Origin of the sequence: Staphylococcus sp. HMSC13A10, assembly GCF_001808005.1 — a bacterium.
In the GTDB taxonomy this organism is placed as follows: domain Bacteria; phylum Bacillota; class Bacilli; order Staphylococcales; family Staphylococcaceae; genus Staphylococcus; species Staphylococcus pasteuri.
In genome coordinates this window covers 147,883-171,641 of sequence record NZ_KV791884.1, presented here as the reverse complement: position 1 = coordinate 171,641, position 23,759 = coordinate 147,883, and the positions used below count along the sequence as shown (strand labels likewise).

Sequence of the window (23,759 nt, the reverse complement as noted above, 5' to 3'; positions counted from 1 at the left end):
TATAATAAAGTATGCAATATTAAACTTAAACCAATATAAGTATTAGTTTATCAAAGTAAATGGTTTATTTAAACGATTAATTAGATGTTTGCATTTACAATTTAAAAACGTTATCATATCAAAGATGTACAAATACGGGTTATAAATATGAAAGTGAGAAGGATATAATGGATAAGCAAGAACGATACAATAGAAGAGATAAGATTAGAAATTTCTCTATTATAGCTCATATAGACCACGGTAAATCTACCTTAGCTGATAGAATTCTTGAAAATACGAAATCAGTAGAAACTAGAGATATGCAAGATCAATTGTTAGATTCAATGGATTTAGAAAGAGAACGTGGTATCACAATTAAATTAAATGCTGTTAGATTAAAATACGAAGCTAAAGATGGAGAAACATATACATTCCATTTAATCGATACACCTGGACATGTCGATTTTACATATGAAGTTTCAAGATCATTGGCTGCATGTGAAGGTGCTATTTTAGTAGTCGACGCTGCACAAGGTATAGAAGCACAAACACTAGCTAATGTATACCTAGCTTTAGATAATAACTTAGAACTATTACCAGTAGTTAATAAAATTGATCTTCCAGCAGCTGAACCTGAAAGAGTTAAGCAAGAACTTGAAGATGTTATTGGTCTTGACCAAGATGATGTAGTTCTTGCAAGTGCAAAATCTAATATTGGTATTGAAGAAATTCTTGAAAAAATTGTAGAAGTTGTCCCACCACCTGAAGGAGACCTAGAAGCTCCATTAAAAGCATTAATTTTTGATTCAGAATATGATCCGTACCGCGGTGTTATTTCATCAATTAGAATTATTGATGGCGTAGTAAAAGCTGGAGATAAGATTAAAATGATGGCAACAGGTAAAGAATTTGAAGTGACTGAAGTAGGTATTAATACTCCAAAACAACTACCTGTGGACGAATTAACTGTCGGTGATGTTGGTTATATCATTGCAAGTATTAAAAATGTTGATGATTCACGTGTCGGTGATACTATTACTTTAGCGAATAGACCTGCTGAGAAACCATTACAAGGTTATAAAAAAATGAATCCAATGGTTTATTGTGGTTTATTCCCAATTGATAATAAAAATTATAATGATTTACGTGAAGCGCTTGAAAAACTACAATTAAACGATGCTTCATTAGAATTTGAACCAGAATCATCACAAGCCTTAGGTTTTGGTTATAGAACTGGATTCTTAGGTATGTTACACATGGAAATCATTCAAGAAAGAATCGAACGTGAATTTGGAATTGAATTGATTGCAACTGCTCCATCAGTAATTTATCAATGTATATTAAAAGATGGATCTGAAGTCACAGTTGATAACCCAGCACAAATGCCTGAACGTGATCGTATAGAAAAAATTTATGAACCATATGTTAGAGCAACAATGATGGTACCTAATGATTATGTGGGTGCAGTCATGGAACTATGTCAACGTAAGCGTGGCCAATTTGTTAATATGGATTACTTAGATGACATTCGAGTTAACATCGTTTATGAAATTCCTTTATCAGAAGTTGTATTTGATTTCTTTGATCAACTTAAATCTAATACTAAAGGTTATGCATCATTTGATTACGAATTTATTGAAAATAAAGAAAGTGATTTAGTTAAAATGGACATCCTACTTAATGGTGAAAAAGTAGATGCGCTTAGCTTTATAGTCCACAAAGAATTTGCATATGAACGTGGTAAATCACTAGTTGAAAAATTAAAAACATTAATCCCTAGACAACAATTCGAAGTACCTGTACAAGCTGCAATTGGTCAAAAAATAGTAGCACGTACAAACATTAAATCTATGGGTAAAAACGTATTATCTAAATGTTATGGTGGGGACATTAGTCGTAAACGTAAACTTTTAGAAAAACAAAAAGCTGGTAAAGCTAAAATGAAAGCTGTTGGTAATGTAGAGATTCCTCAAGATGCATTCTTAGCAGTACTTAAAATGGATGAAGAATAATAATGACGTTATTAAGTGTGACTTTGTATTTAAAAACACTTTTTAATTAAGATTTAAACATTAACATTTGATACGAGGTGGGACCAGAATTGATTTTTAACTTAATTCTATCCCGCCTCTAATTTTTTAATAAAAATAAAGTCATATCTTGTGGAGGAATTAAAGTGACCATACAAAGTGCTTATATTCATATACCGTTTTGTGTCAGAATATGTACTTATTGTGATTTCAATAAATATTTTATTGATAAGCAACCAGTTGATGACTATTTGGATTCATTACTATTAGAAATGGAAAGACGTACTAAACATTCAAATACCAATTTAAAAACGATGTATGTTGGTGGAGGTACGCCAACTGCATTGAATATAGATCAACTTACAAAATTATTATCAGGAATCAATAATCTATTTAATATTGAAGGCGAATACAGCTTTGAGGCAAATCCAGATGAACTTACATTTGAGAAAGTGAAATTACTAAAATCTTATGGTGTAAATCGCATATCAATGGGTGTACAAACGTTCAAACCAGAACTACTAAATATTTTAGGAAGAACACATAAAACCGAAGATATTTATAATGCAGTTAAAAATGCTAGAGATGCTGGTATAGAATCTATTAGTTTAGATTTAATGTATCATTTACCACAACAAACTCTTCAAGATTTTGAAAATAGTTTAGATTTAGCAATGCAAATGGATATTGATCATATATCTAGTTATGGACTCATACTAGAACCCAAAACCCAATTTTATAATATGTATAGGAAAGGTCATCTCAAACTACCTAACGAAGATTTAGGTGCAGAAATGTATCAATTATTAATGCATAAAATTGAAAATTCAAGATTCCATCAATATGAGATTTCAAATTTTGCTATTGAAGGACACGAATCTGAACACAATAAAGTTTATTGGTTAAATGAGGAATATTATGGTTTCGGTGCGGGCGCAAGTGGATATACAAATGGAGTACGTTATACAAATGTTAACCCTGTTAATCATTATATTAAAGCTATTAAAAATGAAGAAGTACCTCTTCTTACTCAAACTGAACCAACTATAAATGAGCAAATGGAAGAAGAGATGTTTTTAGGACTAAGATTAAATCAAGGCGTTAGTATGACTAAATTCAATGAGAAGTTTAATACATCAATTGAAAATGTATTTGGTCAAACTATTAATGATTTAAAAAATAGAAAGTTGATTGAGGAAAAATCAGATTATATTTATCTTACGGAGAGAGGTAAAGTCATTGGTAACGAGGTTTTTGAAGCATTTTTATTAAATATCTAAAATAAATTTAAATTTCTAATGCTTTAACGTTGACTTACTTTGACCAATTTGATAAATTATAATTAGCACTTAAGAGAAAAGAGTGCTAATGAGGTGAAAACATGATAACAGATAGACAATTAAGCATTCTTAATGCAATTGTTGAAGATTATGTTGATTATGGACAACCCATTGGTTCTAAAACTTTAATTGATCGTCACGACTTAAATGTAAGTCCAGCGACAATTCGGAATGAAATGAAACAACTGGAAGATATGGATTTCATTGAAAAGGTTCATACATCTTCAGGAAGGTCACCATCCGAATTAGGTTTTAGATACTATGTAAATCAATTATTAGAACAAACATCTCATCAAAACTCAAACAAAATTCAACGTTTAAATCAGTTAATGATTGAGAATCATTATGATACTTCTTCTGCATTAACGTATTTTGCAAATGAACTATCTATGATGTCTCAATATGCAACGTTGGTTGTTCGTCCCAACCATAATCAAGACATTATTAATAATATTCATTTGATTCGAGCAAATAATCATTTAATAATAATGATTTTAGTATTTTCATCAGGCTATGTTGAAAATGTGCATCTTACATCTGAATTACCTTTAACTAATGATGAATTGAATAAGATATCCAATTTCCTATCAAATCAATATAATAAGTTAATTAAAGGTCAAATTGATGAAATAGAAAGATTCGCACAAACTCAAAATGAAGCACAATTCATTAAAGAATTAGTTAAAATGATGAATTTACACATTTCCAATCAAAGTAATAGCATTTACATGGGTGGAAAGGTTAAACTGATTGATGCATTGAATGAATCTAATGTATCTTCTATTCAACCAATTTTGCAGTATATCGAATCAAATAGAATTATTGAATTTTTAGATGATATATCCAATTCTCAAATCAATGTAAAAATTGGTAAAGAAATAGATGAAAATTTAAGTGATATATCAATAGTATCAACACAGTATCACTTTGATGAGAAACTCAAAGGTCAAATTGCGGTTATTGGACCAACTGCGATGCATTATCAAAATGTAATTCAATTACTTAACCGAATTTGGTAACGTAATTAGAATTGTATTGGAGGGCACAAAATGACAGAAAAAGATGAATCAGTGAAACAAAATACTGAAACAGAAACAGACAACCAAACAACAGATACACAATCTGAAGAAACAGCGACTTCAGTTGATAACACTGAATCTAATAATACGCAAGATGTAGAAACGCAAGAAGAATCAAACAATGAAACAGTTTCTTCTGAAGAAACTGATAATGAAAGCATTGATCCAAAAGATCAAGAAATTAATGACTTACAAAAGTTAGCAAATGACAACGAAGAGAAATATTTAAGATTATATGCTGAATTTGAAAACTATAAACGTAGAATTCAGAACGAAAATAAAATCAATAAAATGTATCAATCTCAAGGTGTACTAACAGATATTTTACCAACTATCGACAATATTGAACGTGCACTACAAATTGAAGGTGAAGATGAATCATTTAAATCACTTCAAAAAGGCGTTCAAATGGTTCATGAAAGTCTGTTAAGAGCCTTAAAAGACAATGGTCTTGAAGAAATTGAATCTGAAGGACAAGAATTTGACCCTAATGTACACCAGGCAGTAGTTCAAGATGACAATCCTGAATATGGTTCAGGTATTATCACTCAAGAACTACAAAAAGGGTACAAATTAAAAGATAGAGTATTAAGACCATCAATGGTTAAAGTAAACCAATAATATTGGCGAAAAAACATTGAAAACATAAATATAACAATTGGAGGAATTTTATTATGAGTAAAGTAATCGGTATTGACTTAGGAACAACAAACTCTTGTGTAGCAGTATTAGAAGGTGACGAACCAAAAGTTATTCAAAACCCTGAAGGTGCTCGTACAACACCATCTGTTGTGGCTTTTAAAAATGGTGAAACACAAGTCGGCGAAGTAGCTAAACGACAAGCTATTACTAATCCAAATACTGTACAATCTATCAAACGTCATATGGGTACAGATTACAAAGTAGATATAGAAGGTAAATCATACACACCACAAGAAATTTCAGCAATGGTATTACAAAACTTAAAAAACACTGCTGAAAGCTATTTAGGTGATAAAGTAGATAAAGCTGTTATCACAGTACCTGCATACTTCAATGACGCTGAACGTCAAGCAACTAAAGATGCTGGTAAAATTGCTGGTTTAGAAGTAGAACGTATTATCAATGAACCAACAGCTGCTGCATTAGCTTATGGTTTAGATAAAACTGAACAAGATCAAAAAGTATTAGTATTCGACTTAGGTGGCGGTACTTTCGACGTTTCAATCTTAGAATTAGGTGACGGCGTATTTGAAGTACTTTCAACTGCAGGTGACAACAAATTAGGTGGGGATGACTTTGACCAAGTAATCATTGACCACTTAGTATCAGAATTCAAAAAAGAAAACGGTGTAGATTTATCACAAGACAAAATGGCTTTACAACGTCTTAAAGACGCTGCTGAAAAAGCTAAAAAAGACTTATCTGGTGTATCTCAAACTCAAATCTCATTACCATTCATCTCTGCTGGTGAAAGTGGTCCATTACACTTAGAAATCAACTTAACTCGTTCTAAATTTGAAGAGTTAGCAGATTCATTAATCAAACGTACAATGGAACCAACTCGTCAAGCAATGAAAGATGCTGGATTATCAAACACAGATATTGATGAAGTCATCTTAGTTGGTGGTTCAACACGTATTCCAGCAGTTCAAGATGCTGTTAAAAAAGAAATCGGTAAAGATCCACATAAAGGTGTAAACCCAGACGAAGTAGTAGCAATGGGTGCAGCAATTCAAGGTGGCGTAATCACTGGTGATGTTAAAGACGTTGTACTATTAGACGTAACACCATTATCATTAGGTATTGAAATCATGGGTGGACGTATGAATACGTTAATTGAACGTAATACTACTATCCCAACTTCAAAATCACAAGTATACTCAACAGCAGCTGATAATCAACCAGCAGTAGATATTCATGTATTACAAGGTGAACGTCCTATGGCTTCAGATAACAAAACATTAGGTCGTTTCCAATTAACAGACATTCCACCAGCTCCACGTGGTGTACCTCAAATTGAAGTAACATTCGATATTGATAAAAATGGTATTGTAAATGTTACTGCAAAAGACCTTGGTACTAATAAAGAACAAAATATTACTATCCAATCAAGCTCTTCATTATCAGACGATGAAATCGATCGTATGGTAAAAGACGCTGAAGAAAATGCTGAAGCTGATAAAAAACGTCGTGAAGAAGTAGACTTAAGAAACGAAGCAGATAGCCTAGTATTCCAAGTTGAAAAAACTATTAACGACTTAGGTGAAAATATCGGTGAAGAAGATAAGAAAAATGCTGAAGACAAAAAAGAAGCATTAAAATCTGCTCTTGAAGGCGAAGATGTTGAAGACATTAAAGCTAAAAAAGAAGAACTTGAAAAAGTTGTTCAAGACTTATCAGCAAAAGTTTACCAACAAGCTCAAGGTGAATCTGGTGAACAAAATCAAGATAGCACTGTAGAAGATGCTGAATTTAAAGAAGTTAAAGACGACGAAGATAAAAAATAATATTTAAGTCGAACTAATCAACTTCAATTAAAGCTATTTTAAAAAAGTCAAAGTCAATTGTACATTGGCTTTGGCTTTTTATTTGGATAGTTGTTATGAATTAGTTAAACTTATCTTGTTAGTAAAAAAGGAGAGGTTACTGTGGCCAAAAGAGATTATTATGAAGTCTTAGGGGTAAGTAAAAGTGCTTCTAAAGACGAAATTAAAAAAGCTTACAGAAAATTATCAAAAAAATATCACCCTGATATAAATAAAGAAGAAGGCGCAGATGAAAAATTCAAAGAAATATCTGAAGCCTACGAAGTTTTAAGTGATGATAACAAACGAGCAAATTACGATCAATTTGGACATGATGGTCCACAAGGTGGTTTCGGCAGCCAAGGATTTGGCGGCGGTGACTTTGGTGGATTCAGTGGCGGCGGTTTCGAAGATATATTTAGTTCATTCTTCGGAGGTGCCTCTAGACAAAGAGATCCAAATGCACCACGCAAAGGTGACGACTTGCAATATACTATGACGATCACATTTGATGAAGCAGTTTTCGGTGGTAAGAAAGAGATTTCAATTCGTAAAGATGTAACTTGTCATACATGTGATGGTGAGGGTGCTAAACCTGGTACTAAGAAAAAAACATGTAGCTATTGTAACGGAGCAGGTTCTGTTTCAGTTGAACAAAATACGATCTTAGGAAGAGTTAGAACTGAACAAGTTTGCCCTAAATGTGAAGGTAGTGGACAAGAATTTGAAGAGCCATGTCCAACTTGTCACGGTAAAGGTACTGAAAATAAAACAGTTAAATTAGAAGTTACTATTCCAGAAGGTGTCGATAATGAACAACAAATTCGTTTAGCTGGCGAAGGTTCACCAGGTGTAAACGGAGGACCAAGTGGAGACTTATATGTTGTATTCAGAGTTAAACCTTCTGAAGTGTTTAAACGTGATGGAGACGACATTTACTATGATTTAAATATTAGTTTCCCTCAAGCAGCACTAGGTGACGAAGTGAAAATACCAACTTTAAATAGTAACGTTGTATTAACTATTCCTTCTGGAACTCAAACAGGTAAACAATTCCGCCTTAAAGATAAAGGTATTAAAAATGTTCATGGTTATGGACACGGTGATTTATTTGTAAACATTAAAGTGCTTACACCAACTAAAATGACTGAACGACAAAAAGAAATTATGAAAGAATTTGCTGATATTAATGGTGAAGAACTAAATGAACAGCCTTCAAATTTTAAAGATAAAGCTAGAAGATTCTTCAAAGGAGAATAACAAAAATGAATTGGACGGAACTTTCGATCGTAGTTAATCATGAGGTTGAATTCTTGGTTACTGATATACTTGAGAACTACGGGTCTAACGGAGTAGTAGTAGAAGACTCAAATGATTTAATCAATCCCCCAGAAGATAAGTTCGGTGAAATTTATGAACTTAAACCTGAGGACTATCCAGAAAAAGGAGTACGTTTAAAAGCTTATTTCAATGAAGTGAATTTTAATGAGAATTTACGTACTAGTATTGAAGAAGAAATTCTAGCATTAAAAGATATAGATAAATCTATTTTTAATATAAGTGAAACTACAATTGCAGAAGAAGATTGGGAAAATGAATGGAAAAATTATTTTCATCCTTTCCGAGCATCTAATAAATTTACTATCGTTCCTAGTTGGGAAACTTACAATAAAGAATCAGATGAAGAGTTACTTATAGAATTAGATCCAGGTATGGCTTTCGGAACGGGAGACCATCCAACGACGAGTATGTGTTTAAAAGCTATTGAAACATATGTGACTCCACAACACAGTGTCATCGATGTTGGTACAGGTTCTGGAATATTAAGTATAGCTAGTCATTTGATAGGTGTTAAAAGGATAAAGGCATTAGATATTGATCAAATGGCTGTTAATGTAGCCAAAGAAAACTTTGAAAAAAACCATTGTCTAAATGAGATTGAAGCTGTTCCTGGTAATTTATTAAAAGATGAAAATGAAAAATTTGATATTGTCATTGCAAATATTTTAGCTCATATTATTGATGAAATGATTGAAGACGCTTATAATACAGTCAATGAAGAAGGTTACTTTATAACTTCAGGTATAATTGAAGAAAAATATGAAGAAATTGAAGAACATATGAAGCGTGTAGGTTTTAAAATTATTTCAGTTCAACATGACAACGGTTGGGTATGTATCGTTGGTCAGAAAGTGAGTGACTAATTTGCAAAGATATTTTATTAATCAAAACGCTGATGAAAGTCAGCGTTTTTTTATTACAGATAAAGAAGATATGCATCATATTAAAAATGTAATGCGCCATTCTGAAGGACATAAAATAGTAATCACATTTAATGATAAAAATGTTTATACGTGTAAAATAACTAATATATCTGATCAAAATATAGAGTTAGAATTAATCGAAAAGCAAGAAATTAATACTGAGTTACCGCAACATATTACTATTTGCAGTGGTTTGATTAAGGCTGATAAATATGAATGGATGATTCAAAAAGCAACTGAACTAGGTGCCAGTGAATTTTTGGCAGTAGAAATGGACCGATCTATTGTTAAATTAAACAATGCAAAAATCTCTAAAAAACTAGAACGATGGCAAAAAATAATCAAGGAAGCTGCAGAACAAAGCTATAGATTAACAATTCCTCAAATTAATTATCTATCGAATTCAAAGGCAATTTGTGATATCATAATTCAGTATGATTATGTTCTTGTTGCTTATGAAGAACAAGCCAAACATAACGAAAATAGTCATTTCAAACATATGTTAAAACAATTTAAGCCACAAGATCGTGTATTACTTATATTTGGTCCAGAAGGCGGACTTTCTGATGAAGAAGTGTCAATGTTAAAATCAAATTCACAGTTAGTTGGTTTAGGACCAAGAATTTTACGGGCAGAAACAGCGCCACTATATGCATTGAGCGCGTTAAGTTATGAAAAAGAATTAATGGGGTGAACAATATGTCAACAGTTGCGTTTCACACTTTAGGTTGTAAAGTTAACCACTATGAAACTGAAGCAATTTGGCAATTATTTAAAGAAGCAGATTACGAAAGAGTAGATTTTGAAACAAATGCAGATGTATTTGTTATTAATACTTGTACTGTAACGAATACCGGAGATAAAAAAAGTAGACAAATTATAAGAAGAGCAATCAGAAAAAATCCTGATGCTGTAGTATGTGTAACTGGTTGTTATGCACAAACATCTTCTGCTGAAATTATGGAAATTTCAGGTGTAGATGTAGTCGTAGGTACACAAGACCGTCATAAATTACTTGATTACATTGATGAATTCCAAAAAGAACGTCAACCAATTAATGGTGTTGGTAATATTATGAAAAATCGTAAATATGAAGAGTTAGATGTGCCATACTTTACAGATAGAACAAGAGCATCATTAAAAATTCAAGAGGGATGTAATAATTTCTGTACATTCTGTATTATTCCATGGGCTCGTGGATTAATGAGATCTAGAGATCCTGAAAAAGTAGTGGAACAAGCGACTACTTTAGTTAACTCTGGTTATAAAGAAATCGTATTAACTGGTATTCACACAGGCGGATATGGACAAGATTTAAAAAATTATAATTTAGCTCAATTATTAAGAGATTTAGATCAAGTTGATGGTTTAGAGCGTATTCGTATTTCATCAATTGAAGCAAGTCAATTAACTGATGAAGTAATCAGTGTTCTTGAAAGCTCAAATAAGATTGTAAGACATTTACATGTACCTTTACAATCTGGATCAGATACAGTGTTAAAACGTATGAGACGTAAATATACAATGGAACACTTCTCAGAAAGAATTACTAAATTACATCAAGTTTTACCAGATGTAGCTATTACTAGTGACGTTATCGTTGGTTTCCCTGGCGAAACAGAAGAAGAATTCCAAGAAACATACGACTTTATTGTGAAGCATAAATTCTCAGAATTACATGTTTTCCCATATTCATCTCGTATTGGTACTCCAGCTGCAAGAATGGACGACCAAATCGATGAAGAAATCAAAAATGAACGTGTGCATAAATTAATTGAATTAAGTAATCAATTAGCTAAAGAATATGCATCTAAATTTGAAGATGAAGTACTTGAAGTCATTCCTGAGGAAAGTGGAGAAACACCAAACACTTTAGTTGGATATGCTGATAATTACATGAAAGTTGAATTTGAAGGCAATGAAGATTTAATAGGTCAAATTGTGAAAGTTAAAATTCAAAAAGCCAATTATCCTATAAATAAAGGTAAAGCTATTCGTATTGTTGATCATGCTACAAATAAATCTGAACAAGAAGTACTTGTTTAATTATTTTAAAAATATAAATATTAGTAATTGACCGGATATTACAGATATATTATACTAATAAAAGCATAGTTTTACTATGCGATTGAATATAAAGTTCCGTTGATATTTGGAGGGAGGGAAATACAGATGTCTAAAACAGTAGTACGTAAAAATGAATCACTTGAAGATGCTTTACGTCGATTTAAGCGTTCAGTTTCAAAAAGTGGTACTATCCAAGAAGTACGTAAACGTGAATTTTACGAAAAACCTAGTGTTAAACGTAAAAAGAAATCAGAAGCTGCACGTAAACGTAAATTCAAATAATTAATAACACTGTTGACTCCCTCAACAAGAATGTTAATTATAAATATGAAACACCTTAGTTGTAATAACTGAGGTGTTTTTTGTTATCTATAGAAAACTAACTTTTATAAATTGAGTTTAAATTTAATTTAATAAATATTTTTATATATTACTAAATCACTATAATATGTCTGCGTTTTCATGTATAATTATGGTGAGAGTGAGGTGAAATAGTGACATATTCAAATGTAATACATACTTTACTGTTAACTCAATTTTCAACTGAAAATAGTTGGGTTAAAGATATAACTAACGTAATTGTCCATCCGTTGGTATCACTTCTTCTAACATGTATTATTTTTCTAGGGTTTTTATATCAATTATATTCTAAAAAAATAAATATGATTGGTATCTTAGCATCATTATCGTTATTAATTTTGTTTCTAGGTTTTCTTATTAAAGGTGATGTCAACATATTATCTGTAATACTTTTTGCTATTGGCGTTTTATTCGTTATTATCGAATTATTTATTGTTGGTGCAGTCATAGGTATTATTGGCATAATACTCATATCAATTAGTATTGTGATGTTAGGCAATAACCTGCTACTTATGTTAGGTAATGTGATTGTAGCTCTAATATTATCAATAATTGAATGGGTGGTATTAGTGAAAATATTTAAGAAAAATATTCCATTTTTAGATAAAGTTATTTTGAAAGATTCAACTAATGCTGAATCAGGGTTCACTTCTCACGATGATCGCTCTCATTTAGTCGGTAAAACGGCTCAAACCGTCACGGACCTTAGACCTGCTGGTATCATTAAGTTAGATGATGAACGTATTGATGCAGTTTCTGATGGCACATTCATATTAAGAAACAGACAAGTAAAGATACTTGAAGTTGAAGGCACACGTGTCGTAGTAAGAGAAATAGAATAGTTATAAAGGAGAGTTAAAATGATTAGTATTGGATTTATAATAATTGCAGTCATTATTGTTGTAGCTTTATTAATACTATTTTCATTTGTACCTGTAGGCCTATGGATTTCAGCTTTAGCAGCTGGTGTTCATGTTGGTATCGGTACTTTAGTAGGTATGCGTTTAAGAAGAGTATCACCAAGAAAAGTAATTGGTCCTTTAATTAAAGCACATAAAGCTGGTTTAAATTTAAAAACAAATCAACTTGAATCTCATTATTTAGCAGGCGGTAATGTAGATAGAGTCGTTGATGCAAACATTGCTGCTCAACGTGCAGACATAGATTTACCATTTGAACGTGGTGCAGCGATTGACTTAGCAGGTAGAGATGTTTTAGAAGCAGTTCAAATGTCTGTAAATCCTAAAGTAATTGAAACACCTTTTATCGCTGGTGTAGCTATGAATGGTATTGAAGTTAAAGCTAAAGCACGTATCACTGTACGCGCGAATATTGCCCGTTTAGTCGGTGGTGCTGGTGAAGAAACAATTATAGCACGTGTAGGTGAAGGTATTGTTTCTACTATTGGTTCAAGTCAACACCACACTGAGGTTCTTGAAAATCCGGATAATATTTCAAAAACAGTGCTAAGTAAAGGTTTAGATTCAGGAACTGCATTTGAAATTTTATCAATTGATATTGCCGATGTAGATATTAGTAAAAACATTGGTGCCGATCTACAAACTGAGCAAGCACTTGCAGATAAAAATATTGCACAAGCGAAAGCTGAAGAACGTCGTGCAATGGCAGTAGCATCAGAACAAGAAATGAAAGCAAGAGTTCAAGAAATGCGTGCTAAAGTTGTAGAAGCAGAATCAGAAGTTCCATTAGCAATGGCTGAGGCTTTACGTTCTGGAAACATTGGTGTAAAAGATTATTATAATCTAAAAAATATTGAAGCTGACACAGGCATGAGAAATGCCATTAATAAACGTACTGATCAAAATGATGACGAATCACCAGAACAATAATTGTGGGGTGATTAAATGAATATTGGGATAATTATTTTTGTCATATCGATCATAGCAACAATAATTAGTACCCTACGTGATAAGAGTCATGAGGAAAGACAAAATCAAAAACCACCGTCCACACCTAAAGAAAACCAACAACCAAAAAAAGGTGGTTTTTTCGAAGAATTTGAAAAGACATTTAAAGAACTTAGTGATGAAATTAATGGAGAAACATCAAGTGATAAAAAAAGAACATTTGATGATAATCTCCCTCCATTGAATCAAGAAATAGAGAACAGTAAACCTACATCTGAAGAATTACATCGTAGACCTACTGACTATGATGATTCCATTCCTAAACCAGATCCAACACCTTATCATAATGAAAAAGAAGTACGTGAACCTGTAAAACAATCAACATCTAGAGATGAAAGCGCTGAAAATTTACGTAAAGAACTTGAATCAAATTTACATCAAGATTTAAAGAATGTAAGAAGTGAGATAGATAGGGAAAAAGAAAAACAGCTCGCTTTAATTGAGAAAAAGGCGCAAGATATTATTAATGATAAATATCTTTCAGAACGTACGAAAAGAGTCAGATTAAAACAATTACTCAATTCACAAAATGTAGAACGTAATATGAGTAAGTCAGCTTTTCAATTTGATAATGATGAAATAGTGAATGGTATTATTTGGAATGAAATTTTAAATAAACCTAAACAACTTTAATTTGTAATAGCTCGGGGCAGAAATGTCTCGAGCTTTTTTCAACATTAAATACTACTTTTAAATATTGTTTTTAGAAGTATCTTTTTTATTACTTATATTAATAAAATTTGAGTAGATATTTAGAATTTAGTAAAATTTAGTTGTATTACCACTTCTTGTTTTAAAAGGTTAAGTCTACGATAGCTCACTTCGTTATTGAAAAAGCTAGTTTTATAGTAAATTGTTATTTAAATTGAAACGAATCTTAATTAATATATGTTCAAGAATGGTATAATATAAGTATGTTAGCCCTTAAAATGGGTGTATTGAATTATAAAACTGTAATTTGAAAAGGAGCGCGTTTATGCCTGGAATAATTCAAATCGACGACATTAATCAATCCCAAGCTTTAATTGGAAATAATGATGAACATTTAAAAGCTATTGAAGATAGTTTTGATGTCGTAATTCATGCTCGTGGACAAGAAATCGCTGTTAAAGGTGAAAAAATTGAGCATGTAGAAAAAGCCGAATTAGTTCTAACCAATTTATTAAAAGTGATTGAATTGGGAAATAATATTACGCTTAAAGATGTTGAAGCTGCTATTAAGATGGCAGAAAATGGAACCATTCAACAACTTTTAGATTTATATGAAGAAGAAATAACAAAAGATGCGTTCGGCAAAACTATCCGCGCTAAAACAATGGGACAACGTATGTATGTCAATGCTATGAATAGAAATGACTTAGTATTTGGTATTGGACCTGCTGGTACAGGTAAAACATTTTTAGCTGTTGTATATGCTGCTAAACAATTGCGTAAAGGGAATGTTAAACGTATTGTGTTAACACGTCCAGCTGTTGAAGCAGGTGAATCACTAGGTTTCTTACCAGGTGATTTAAAAGAAAAAGTTGATCCATATTTAAGACCACTTTATGATGGATTGAATACTGTATTAGGTAGAGAACAAACAGCTCGATTCATTGAAAGAGGTATTATTGAAATCGCGCCTTTAGCATATATGCGTGGTCGAACATTAGATGATGCATTCGTAATATTAGACGAAGCACAGAATACAACACATGCACAAATGAAAATGTTCTTAACGCGCTTAGGTTTTGGTTCAAAAATGGTAGTAACTGGTGACCAAACACAAATAGATTTACCAAAAGGTGTTAATAGTGGTTTGAAAGAAGCAGTAAAAAAACTACATGGCGTTAAAGGAATTAGTATCATGAAACTAGAGCAAGACGATGTAGTAAGACATCCACTTGTAAGTAAAATCATAGATAGATACGAAGGAGAGGACTAAATGTTTACAATAGATTTTAGTGATCACACAGAATTAGTAAATGATGATTGGTATGAACAAATAGAAAATTTATTGAACTTCGCTAAACAAGAAGAGCAAATTAATGAAAACGCTGAATTATCCATAACCTTCGTTGATAAAACTGAAATTCAAGAAATTAATAAAATGTACAGAGATAAAGATAAAGTGACAGATGTAATATCATTTGCTTTAGAAGAAGATGAGCCAGAAATTGATACAAGCGAATTTGATATTCCAAGAGTATTGGGAGACATTATAATATGTACGGATGTTGCACAAGAACAAGCAGAGTCTTATGGTCACTCTTTTGAACGTGAATTAGGGTTTTTAGCGTTACATGGTTTTCTTCACTTATTAGGATATGATCATATGAATGAAGAAGATGAAAAAGAAATGTTTGGTCGTCAAGATGCTATATTAAATGCTTATGGATTGACGAGAGATTAATCGTGAAAAGATTTAGCTATGCACTCAATGGCTTGAAAACACTATTAATTAAAGACCAAAAGTTTTCTCTTCACATTTATGCTAGTATTATTGCAATTGTTTTTGGCTTCATTTTTCATATCAATCGCTTAGAGTGGTTATTTATTCTATTAGCAATAAGTTTAGTCCTAGCTTTTGAAGCGATTAATACTGCAGTAGAATACGTCGTAGACCTTGTTACATCTGAATATCATGATTATGCCAAATATGCAAAAGACATTGCCGCATTTAGTGTAATGATTGTGTCAATTTTAGCTTTATTAATTGGTTTAATTGTTTTTATTCCATATTTTATTAACTTATTATAGGAGGGCAACATGAGCTATCAATCTCATTATTTTAAAGAAGTCAGAGAAGCACAACAAAGATCTTATTCACCATATAGTCATTTTAAAGTAGGCGCCTATTTAAAAGCTAAGGATGGACGTACATTTTACGGAACGAATGTTGAAAATGCAGCATATTCAATGTCAATTTGTGCTGAAAGAGCTAGTTTAGTTTCTGCGATATCTGCTGGTTATCAGCCCGGTGATTTTGAATCAATTACTGTCACTGTAGACGCTGATCAACCATCTTCACCTTGTGGGGAATGTCGTCAAGTATTGAAAGAATTATGCGACGATGATATGCCAGTATATATGACTAATCACAAAGGTGATATGATTGAATCATCAGTTAAAGAATTATTACCATACGGATTTTCTGGAAAGGATTTAAATAAATGACAGAACATAAATCAGGATTTGTTTCAATTATAGGAAGACCTAATGTAGGTAAATCTACATTTGTAAATAGAGTTATTGGTCATAAAATTGCAATTATGTCTGACAAAGCTCAAACTACACGTAATAAAATTCAGGGTGTAATGACTAGAGATGATGCTCAAATTATTTTTATTGATACACCTGGGATTCATAAACCTAAACATAAATTAGGCGATTATATGATGAAAGTGGCAACAAATACGCTTTCTGAAATAGACGCAATTATGTTTATGGTCAACGTTAATGAAGATATCGGTCGTGGCGATGAATATATCATGAATATGCTAAAAGATTTAAAGACACCTGTATTTTTAGTATTAAACAAAATTGATTTAGTTCATCCAGATGAGCTAATGCCACAAATTGAAAAGTATCAAAAATATATGGACTTTACTGAAATTATTCCAATTTCTGCGTTAGAAGGTTTAAATGTTGATCATTTTATTGATGTTTTAAAATCTTATTTACCAGAGGGACCAAAATATTATCCTGATGATCAAATTTCCGATCACCCAGAACAATTTGTAGTAGGTGAAATCATTCGTGAGAAAATTTTACATTTAACTAGCGAAGAAATTCCTCATGCTATTGGTGTAAATGTTGACCGTATGATTAAAGAAGATGAAGATCGCGTACGTATTGAAGCTACAATCTATGTAGAACGTGATTCTCAAAAAGGTATTGTTATCGGTAAAGGTGGCAAAAAACTTAAAGAAGTAGGTAAACGTGCAAGACACGATATAGAAATGCTTTTAGGTTCTAAAGTTTATTTAGAATTATGGGTTAAGGTTCAGAAAGATTGGAGAAATAAAGTTAATTTTATTCGCCAAATTGGATATATAGAAGATCAAGATTAACTCAAAAGATGGTGAGTTAGTATGTTAATGAAACAAAAAGGGATTATTTTAAAATCTGTAGAATACGGCGAATCAGATAAAATCATTACGATTTTAAACGAACATGGCGCTAAAGTACCGCTGATGGCTAGAAGAGCTAAAAAAGTTAAAACAGGTTTACAAGCACATACACAAATGTTTGTGTATGGCTTATTTATTTATAATAAGTGGCGAGGTATGGGGACACTTAATTCTGTAGATGTCATTGATCAACATTATGAATTACAACTTGATTTGTATGAAAGTAGCTTTGCGACATTGTGTGCTGAAACAATTGACCGTTCAATGGAAGAAGAAGAAATATCAAAATTTAATTTTGACTTATTACAGTTTGTTTTAAATAAAATTTCTTCAGGACAATCTGCACAATTAATGTCTATCATAGTCTTACTCAAATGTATGAATAAATATGGTTTTTCTGCCTCGTTTAATATATGTGCTGTTAGCGGCAATACAGACCAATCTCAATTAATAGGGTATAGTTTTAAATTTGATGGTGCCATTTCAAAAAGTGAAGCATATCAAGACCCTCATGCATTACAATTATCAAATAGAACATTGTATCTATTAGATATATTATTAAAATTACCAATTGATAAGATGAATGAACTAAAAATACATCAAGACATTTTAGATGAAATGTCAGAATTAATGATAATGCTTTATAGAGAATATGCAGGCATGTTTTTTAAAAGTCAAAAGTTAATCAATCAATTGAAAAGATTAGAATTAAATGATTTAGATAAATAATTAGTTTAAAATCTAGATAAAAGACCGCAATCACAAAGCTCTTGTGATTGCGGTCTTTAGTATTAATCAATGAGAAATTATCTCAACATAATTAAAATTTAATTTTTTCTGCTAAGAATGTCTCTAGTTCTGAAATAGGCATACGAACTTGTTCCATAGAATCTCTGTCACGTACTGTAACTTGATTATCTTCTAATGAATCAAAGTCAAATGTAATACAATATGGTGTACCAATCTCATCTTGACGACGGTAACGTTTACCAATAGATTGTGATTCATCAAAATCTATTGAGAATGTTTGACTTAATTGTTCAAAGATTTTAATTGCTTCACTTGATAATTTTTTACTCAATGGTAAGATTGCAGCTTTATAAGGTGCTAAAGCAGGGTGGAATTTTAAGACTGTACGTTCATCTTTACTTCCTTCTACTCCTTCTTGAGCGTAAGCATCACATAAGAATGCTAATGTTACACGATCAGCACCTAAAGAAGGTTCAATACAATATGGGATATATTTTTCATTTGTTTCTGGATCATGATATTTGAAATCTTCACCTGAATGTTCACTATGCTTTTTCAAGTCAAAGTCAGTACGACTTGCGATACCCCATAGTTCTCCCCAACCAAATGGGAATTTGTATTCGATATCAGTTGTAGCATTTGAATAGTGAGATAATTCATCAGCATCATGATCACGTAATTTTATATTGTCTTCATTAATATTTAGATCTTTTAACCATTGACTAGCAAATGTTTTCCAATAATTTTGCCATTCAATTTCTTCACCAGGTTTACAGAAGAATTCAAGTTCCATTTGTTCAAATTCACGTGTTCTGAAAATGAAGTTACCTGGAGTAATTTCATTACGGAAAGATTTACCAATTTGTCCAATACCAAATGGTAATTTTTTACGCATAGAACGTTGAACGTTTTTATAATTTACGAAAATACCTTGTGCTGTTTCTGGGCGTAAGAATAATTCGTTAGTTGAATCTTCAGTTACACCTTGGAATGTTTTAAACATTAAATTGAATTGACGGATATCAGTCCAATTAGCAGTACCACTTACTGGACACACAATACCTTCATCATCAATGATTTTTTTCATTTCATCAAAGCTTAAGCCATCAGCAATAAAGTTTTCATCGCCTTTTTCTTGTTGCATGTAATCTTCAATTAGTTTGTCTGCACGATAACGAATTTTACTATCTTTGTTATCAATCATAGGGTCATTAAAGTTACCTAAATGTCCTGATGCTTCCCATGTTTTAGGGTTCATTAAAATAGCTGCATCTAAACCAACATTATATGGTGATTGTGTAATGAATTTTTGCCACCATGCTTTTTTAACATTATTTTTTAATTCAACACCTAGTGGACCGTAATCCCAAGTATTAGATAAGCCACCATAGATGTCACTACCAGGGAATACGAATCCTCTGTGCTTTGCAAGTTGTACGATTTGTTCCATATCATTTGCCATTAATAATTCTCTCCTTACACATAAAAACGCCCCAAGACAATAAAACACAATTAAATATGCTTAATCATCTTGGGACGAGTTAATTTTTATTTAGTATAATTCATATACATTAAAATATCATTTAACCCGCGGTTCCACCCAAATTAGTGTAGCCACTCGCTTTAAAATAAATTTAATTTTATGCCAATATTTATATGCTAAGCTTACACCATCCTTAGCTCGCTTTATAATTATTCTAATTGATTAAATATTTAATAGCAAGCGTTTATATGTGTTTGTGGCAAATAAAAATAACAGTTATAATATATAATGTATATAAGAGGGGTGAAGACCTATAGAACTGAATCAAAGACAAGAACAAATAGTTGAAATCGTCAAGCAACATGGACCAATAACAGGTGAGCATATCGCCGATCAATTAAATTTAACACGCGCAACATTAAGACCAGATTTAGCTATTCTTACGATGTCAGGATTTTTAGAAGCAAGACCTAGAGTAGGTTATTATTATTCAGGCAAATCTAAAAATAAAATCATCCATGAACAACTACGCCAGTATGTTGTAAAGGATTATATGTCACAACCGGTAGTGGTAAAAGAAGATATGTCGGTTTACGATGCCATTTGTACTATATTTTTAGAAGATGCTGGTACTTTGTTTATCACAAATAAGGATAATGATTTTATTGGAGTTTGTTCACGAAAAGATTTATTGAGAGCTTCAATGATTGGAAATGATATTCATACAATGCCGATTAGCGTTAATATGACTCGTATGCCTAATCTTACTTATTTAGAAGAAAGTGAACTAATTATCTATGCTGCTAATCAAATGATAGATAAAGAAATAGATGCTATTCCCATTGTAAGATTAAAAGATAATCAAAAATATGAAGTCGTTGGAAGAGTATCTAAAACGACAATTACAAAATTATTTGTATCATTATTTAAAGAATAGGTGGTTAATAGATGGATAATATAAACATAATTGTTGCTTCAGATTCAATTGGAGAAACTGCAGAGTTAGTTGCTCGTGCAGGTGTTTCACAATTTAATCCTAAGCAATGTAAACATGAATTTTTACGTTACCCATACATAGAATCATTTGAAAACGTAGATGAAGTGGTTCAAGTAGCCGAAGATACAGATGCTATCATCGTATATACTTTGGTTAAACCAGAAATCAAAAAATATATGGTAGCTAAAGTAAAAGAACATAATTTAAAATCAGTTGATATTATGGGACCTTTAATGGATTTATTATCTGGTTCAATTGAAGAAACACCTTACTATGAACCAGGTATTGTCCATAGATTAGACGATGCCTATTTTAAAAAGATTGATGCAATTGAGTTTGCTGTTAAATATGATGACGGGAAAGATCCTAAAGGTTTACCAAAAGCAGATATCGTCCTTTTAGGTATCTCTCGAACATCAAAGACACCACTATCACAATATTTAGCTCATAAAAGTTATAAAGTCATGAACATACCAATTGTGCCAGAAGTTACACCTCCTGATGCACTATTTAATATTGATTCATCAAAATGTATTGCTTTAAAAATTAGTGAAGAAAAATTAAATAGAATACGAAAAGAAAGATTAAAACAACTTGGTCTTGGTGACACAGCAAGATATGCTACTGAAGCACGAATAAAAGAAGAATTAAATTATTTTGAAGAACTAGTGGAGAAAGTTGGTTGTCCAGTTATAGATGTAACAGATAAAGCAATTGAAGAGACAGCTAATGACATCATCTATTATATTGAAAATAATAAAACAAAATAATTTCATTTAATGCATAAAAAAGGTATAATATTAAGACTAATATTTAATAGGTGATTTATTTTGCGTATAGAACAATCGGTCATTAATGAAATCAAAGATAAGACAGATATACTTGATTTAGTAAGTGAATATGTAAAACTTGAAAAAAGAGGACGCAATTATATCGGTTTGTGTCCTTTTCATGATGAAAAGACCCCTTCTTTTACTGTGTCAGAAGATAAACAAATCTGTCATTGTTTCGGTTGTAAAAAGGGTGGCAATGTTTTTCAATTCACACAAGAAATAAAAGATATTTCCTTTACAGAAGCTGTAAAAGAGTTAGGCGAACGTGTCAATATATCAGTTGATGTGGGTAATAACCAATATCAAAATACAAACACACAAATCGCAACTGATGATTTACAAATGATAGAAATGCATGAACTCATGCAAGAATATTACCATTATGCACTTATGAAAACTGTTGAAGGTGAACAAGCGCTTAATTATTTGAAAGAACGTGATTTTCCAGAACAATTAATTAAAGAAAGAGGAATTGGTTATGCGCCTAATTCGTCTCATTTTTGTCATGATTTTTTAGAGAAAAAAGGTTATGATATCGAATTAGCGTATGAAGCGGGACTTTTATCTCGAAATGAGGAAAACTTTAGCTATTATGATCGATTTAGAGATAGAATTATGTTTCCTCTTAAAAATGCTCAAGGAAGAATTGTTGGATATTCAGCAAGAACCTATACTAATCAAGAGCCTAAATATTTAAACAGTCCAGAAACACCTATTTTCCAGAAAAGAAAGTTATTATATAATCTCGATAAAGCTAGAAAAAATATAAGAAAAAATGATGAAATTATATTACTTGAAGGCTTTATGGATGTTATTAAGTCAGACCATGCTGGTTTGAAATCTGTTGTAGCAAGTATGGGGACTCAACTTTCAAATGAACATATCACATTCATAAAAAAATTAACATCCAATATTACTTTAATGTTTGATGGAGATTTTGCAGGTAAAGAAGCAACATTAAAAACTGGACAAGCGCTTTTAGAGCAAGGTTTAAATGTATTTGTCGTTCAATTGCCTTCTGATATGGACCCAGATGAATATATTAGAAAGTATGGAAATGAAGCATTTCTAGAATTTGTTCAAAAAGATAAAAAATCTTTCGTCTTGTTTAAAGTTCAAACACATAAAGATGAAATTCAAAATAATGATTTGGCTTATGAAAGATATTTAAAAGAAGTAACTCAGGATATAGCTTTAATGCGTTCATCCATACTTCAGAAAAAGGTATTGCAAGACGTTTCAGAATTGTTTAAAGTTAGTTTTGAGACTTTGGACTATGAAGTGGCTCATCAACAGCAAACACAAAATGTTCAGTCTTCTTACCCAGATCAATCTTATTTTTATAACGAGCCACCGCAACAAACGATACAATTCAATCAATTGAATCGCCATGAAAAGGCAGAACGTTCCTTGTTAAAACACTTTATGCAAGATAAAGATACATTTTTAAATTACTATCAAAAAGTCAATTCTGACGACTTTACAAATGAGTATTTCAAGCGTATATTTAATACTTTGCATGATTATTTTTCTAATAATGATGTTTACCAATTAAGTACAATGATTCAATATATAGAAAATAATGACTTAAGAGAAGCGTTGATATCACTTGATTCATATAACTTAAATGAAGAACCATTTGAACAAGAATTAGAAGATTATATTAATATCATGAACGAGAATAAAGATGGCGAATCTTTAGAAGTTTTAAATCATAAATTGCGAGAAGCAACTCGTATAGGAGATACAGAACTACAAAAATATTATCTTCAATTAATTGTTAATAAAAACAAAAGTAGAATGTAATCTTACAAAAATTTATGATATCGTTGTATTTTAGAGATTTATGAATGGTTACCATGTATTTACATTGGGTAAACAAATAATATCTAAAAATGACTATTCAGAATAATTATATGTATTTTAAAGGGAGTTATTTTGACTGATATTTCATAAGAAAGTAATATTTTTCAGAAGATGATTAATCTACTGGTTTATTTAACGCATCATTGAAAATACATTGCTTTTAA

General features: G+C 31.4%; 23 protein-coding genes. 22 read left to right on the top strand and 1 reads right to left on the bottom strand.

Features of this window, described 5'->3' with window-relative positions:
* The first annotated feature begins 167 nt into the window (after positions 1 to 167).
* The 19 genes from lepA (at position 168) to recO (ending at position 18,395) form a co-directional block, all read left to right on the top strand.
* Positions 168 to 1,991, top strand: a complete 1,824-nt coding sequence (gene lepA / locus HMPREF3125_RS11135; protein WP_070453889.1) for a translation elongation factor 4 — start codon at positions 168 to 170, stop codon at positions 1,989 to 1,991.
* A gap of 164 nt (positions 1,992 to 2,155) precedes the next feature.
* Positions 2,156 to 3,289, top strand: a complete 1,134-nt coding sequence (gene hemW, locus HMPREF3125_RS11130; RefSeq protein ID WP_070453887.1) for a radical SAM family heme chaperone HemW — start codon at positions 2,156 to 2,158, stop codon at positions 3,287 to 3,289.
* Between the two features lie 101 nt (positions 3,290 to 3,390).
* Entirely contained in the window at positions 3,391 to 4,368 is a 978-nt protein-coding gene (gene hrcA / locus HMPREF3125_RS11125; RefSeq protein ID WP_070453885.1) for a heat-inducible transcriptional repressor HrcA, read from the top strand.
* Between the two features lie 30 nt (positions 4,369 to 4,398).
* Entirely contained in the window at positions 4,399 to 5,049 is a 651-nt protein-coding gene (gene grpE, locus HMPREF3125_RS11120; protein WP_017636288.1) for a nucleotide exchange factor GrpE, read from the top strand.
* 53 nt (positions 5,050 to 5,102) lie between these two features.
* Positions 5,103 to 6,917 (top strand): molecular chaperone DnaK, encoded by a 1,815-nt coding sequence (gene dnaK, locus HMPREF3125_RS11115; protein WP_070453884.1) that lies wholly within the window; start codon positions 5,103 to 5,105, stop codon positions 6,915 to 6,917.
* Positions 6,918 to 7,058: 141 nt separating this feature from the next.
* Positions 7,059 to 8,195, top strand: coding sequence for a molecular chaperone DnaJ (gene dnaJ / locus HMPREF3125_RS11110; RefSeq protein WP_029055731.1), 1,137 nt, complete (start codon positions 7,059 to 7,061; stop codon positions 8,193 to 8,195).
* A 5-nt stretch (positions 8,196 to 8,200) separates the two neighbouring features.
* Positions 8,201 to 9,139, top strand: a complete 939-nt coding sequence (prmA, locus tag HMPREF3125_RS11105; protein WP_017636285.1) for a 50S ribosomal protein L11 methyltransferase — start codon at positions 8,201 to 8,203, stop codon at positions 9,137 to 9,139.
* A gap of 1 nt (position 9,140) precedes the next feature.
* Complete coding sequence (locus HMPREF3125_RS11100; RefSeq protein WP_017636284.1) at positions 9,141 to 9,893, top strand: 16S rRNA (uracil(1498)-N(3))-methyltransferase; 753 nt, start codon at positions 9,141 to 9,143, stop codon at positions 9,891 to 9,893.
* Positions 9,894 to 9,898: 5 nt separating this feature from the next.
* A complete protein-coding gene (mtaB, locus tag HMPREF3125_RS11095; protein WP_070453882.1) occupies positions 9,899 to 11,245 on the top strand; it encodes a tRNA (N(6)-L-threonylcarbamoyladenosine(37)-C(2))-methylthiotransferase MtaB in 1,347 nt (448 codons plus the stop codon).
* A 126-nt stretch (positions 11,246 to 11,371) separates the two neighbouring features.
* Positions 11,372 to 11,548: a 30S ribosomal protein S21 gene (gene rpsU / locus HMPREF3125_RS11090; RefSeq protein WP_000048060.1), complete on the top strand. Its 177-nt coding sequence runs from the start codon at positions 11,372 to 11,374 to the stop codon at positions 11,546 to 11,548.
* A gap of 242 nt (positions 11,549 to 11,790) precedes the next feature.
* A complete protein-coding gene (locus tag HMPREF3125_RS11085) occupies positions 11,791 to 12,468 on the top strand; it encodes an NfeD family protein (RefSeq protein ID WP_254388032.1) in 678 nt (225 codons plus the stop codon).
* A gap of 18 nt (positions 12,469 to 12,486) precedes the next feature.
* Complete coding sequence (gene floA, locus HMPREF3125_RS11080; protein ID WP_017636281.1) at positions 12,487 to 13,476, top strand: flotillin-like protein FloA; 990 nt, start codon at positions 12,487 to 12,489, stop codon at positions 13,474 to 13,476.
* A 15-nt stretch (positions 13,477 to 13,491) separates the two neighbouring features.
* Entirely contained in the window at positions 13,492 to 14,187 is a 696-nt protein-coding gene (locus HMPREF3125_RS11075; protein WP_070453878.1) for an iron transporter, read from the top strand.
* Between the two features lie 343 nt (positions 14,188 to 14,530).
* Entirely contained in the window at positions 14,531 to 15,478 is a 948-nt protein-coding gene (locus tag HMPREF3125_RS11070) for a PhoH family protein (RefSeq protein WP_017636279.1), read from the top strand.
* Positions 15,479 to 15,946 carry an rRNA maturation RNase YbeY gene (gene ybeY, locus HMPREF3125_RS11065; RefSeq protein WP_017636278.1) on the top strand — a complete coding sequence of 156 codons (468 nt, stop codon included), beginning with the start codon at positions 15,479 to 15,481 and terminating at the stop codon, positions 15,944 to 15,946.
* A gap of 2 nt (positions 15,947 to 15,948) precedes the next feature.
* Positions 15,949 to 16,293, top strand: a complete 345-nt coding sequence (locus tag HMPREF3125_RS11060) for a diacylglycerol kinase family protein (protein ID WP_017636277.1) — start codon at positions 15,949 to 15,951, stop codon at positions 16,291 to 16,293.
* A gap of 9 nt (positions 16,294 to 16,302) precedes the next feature.
* A complete protein-coding gene (gene cdd / locus HMPREF3125_RS11055; RefSeq protein ID WP_017636276.1) occupies positions 16,303 to 16,710 on the top strand; it encodes a cytidine deaminase in 408 nt (135 codons plus the stop codon).
* Complete coding sequence (gene era, locus HMPREF3125_RS11050) at positions 16,707 to 17,606, top strand: GTPase Era (RefSeq protein ID WP_070453876.1); 900 nt, start codon at positions 16,707 to 16,709, stop codon at positions 17,604 to 17,606. Before cdd ends, era begins: the two co-directional genes overlap by 4 nt.
* Positions 17,607 to 17,633: 27 nt before the next feature.
* Positions 17,634 to 18,395, top strand: a complete 762-nt coding sequence (gene recO, locus HMPREF3125_RS11045; RefSeq protein ID WP_176745296.1) for a DNA repair protein RecO — start codon at positions 17,634 to 17,636, stop codon at positions 18,393 to 18,395.
* Positions 18,396 to 18,486: 91 nt separating this feature from the next.
* Here recO and HMPREF3125_RS11040 read toward each other — a convergent pair whose 3' ends face one another.
* Complete coding sequence (locus HMPREF3125_RS11040) at positions 18,487 to 19,878, bottom strand: glycine--tRNA ligase (protein WP_029055737.1); 1,392 nt, start codon at positions 19,876 to 19,878, stop codon at positions 18,487 to 18,489.
* A gap of 334 nt (positions 19,879 to 20,212) precedes the next feature.
* Here HMPREF3125_RS11040 and HMPREF3125_RS11035 point away from each other — a divergent pair, with 334 nt between their 5' ends.
* Genes HMPREF3125_RS11035 through dnaG form a run of 3 tightly spaced genes read left to right on the top strand, consistent with a single transcriptional unit; the run spans position 20,213 to position 23,535 of the window.
* Positions 20,213 to 20,836: a transcriptional regulator CcpN gene (locus HMPREF3125_RS11035; protein ID WP_081581202.1), complete on the top strand. Its 624-nt coding sequence runs from the start codon at positions 20,213 to 20,215 to the stop codon at positions 20,834 to 20,836.
* Positions 20,837 to 20,847: 11 nt separating this feature from the next.
* On the top strand, positions 20,848 to 21,666 hold the full coding sequence (locus tag HMPREF3125_RS11030) for a pyruvate, water dikinase regulatory protein (protein ID WP_017636271.1): 819 nt from the start codon (positions 20,848 to 20,850) through the stop codon (positions 21,664 to 21,666).
* A 60-nt stretch (positions 21,667 to 21,726) separates the two neighbouring features.
* Positions 21,727 to 23,535: a DNA primase gene (dnaG, locus tag HMPREF3125_RS11025; protein WP_070453874.1), complete on the top strand. Its 1,809-nt coding sequence runs from the start codon at positions 21,727 to 21,729 to the stop codon at positions 23,533 to 23,535.
* The last annotated feature ends 224 nt before the right edge of the window (positions 23,536 to 23,759 follow it).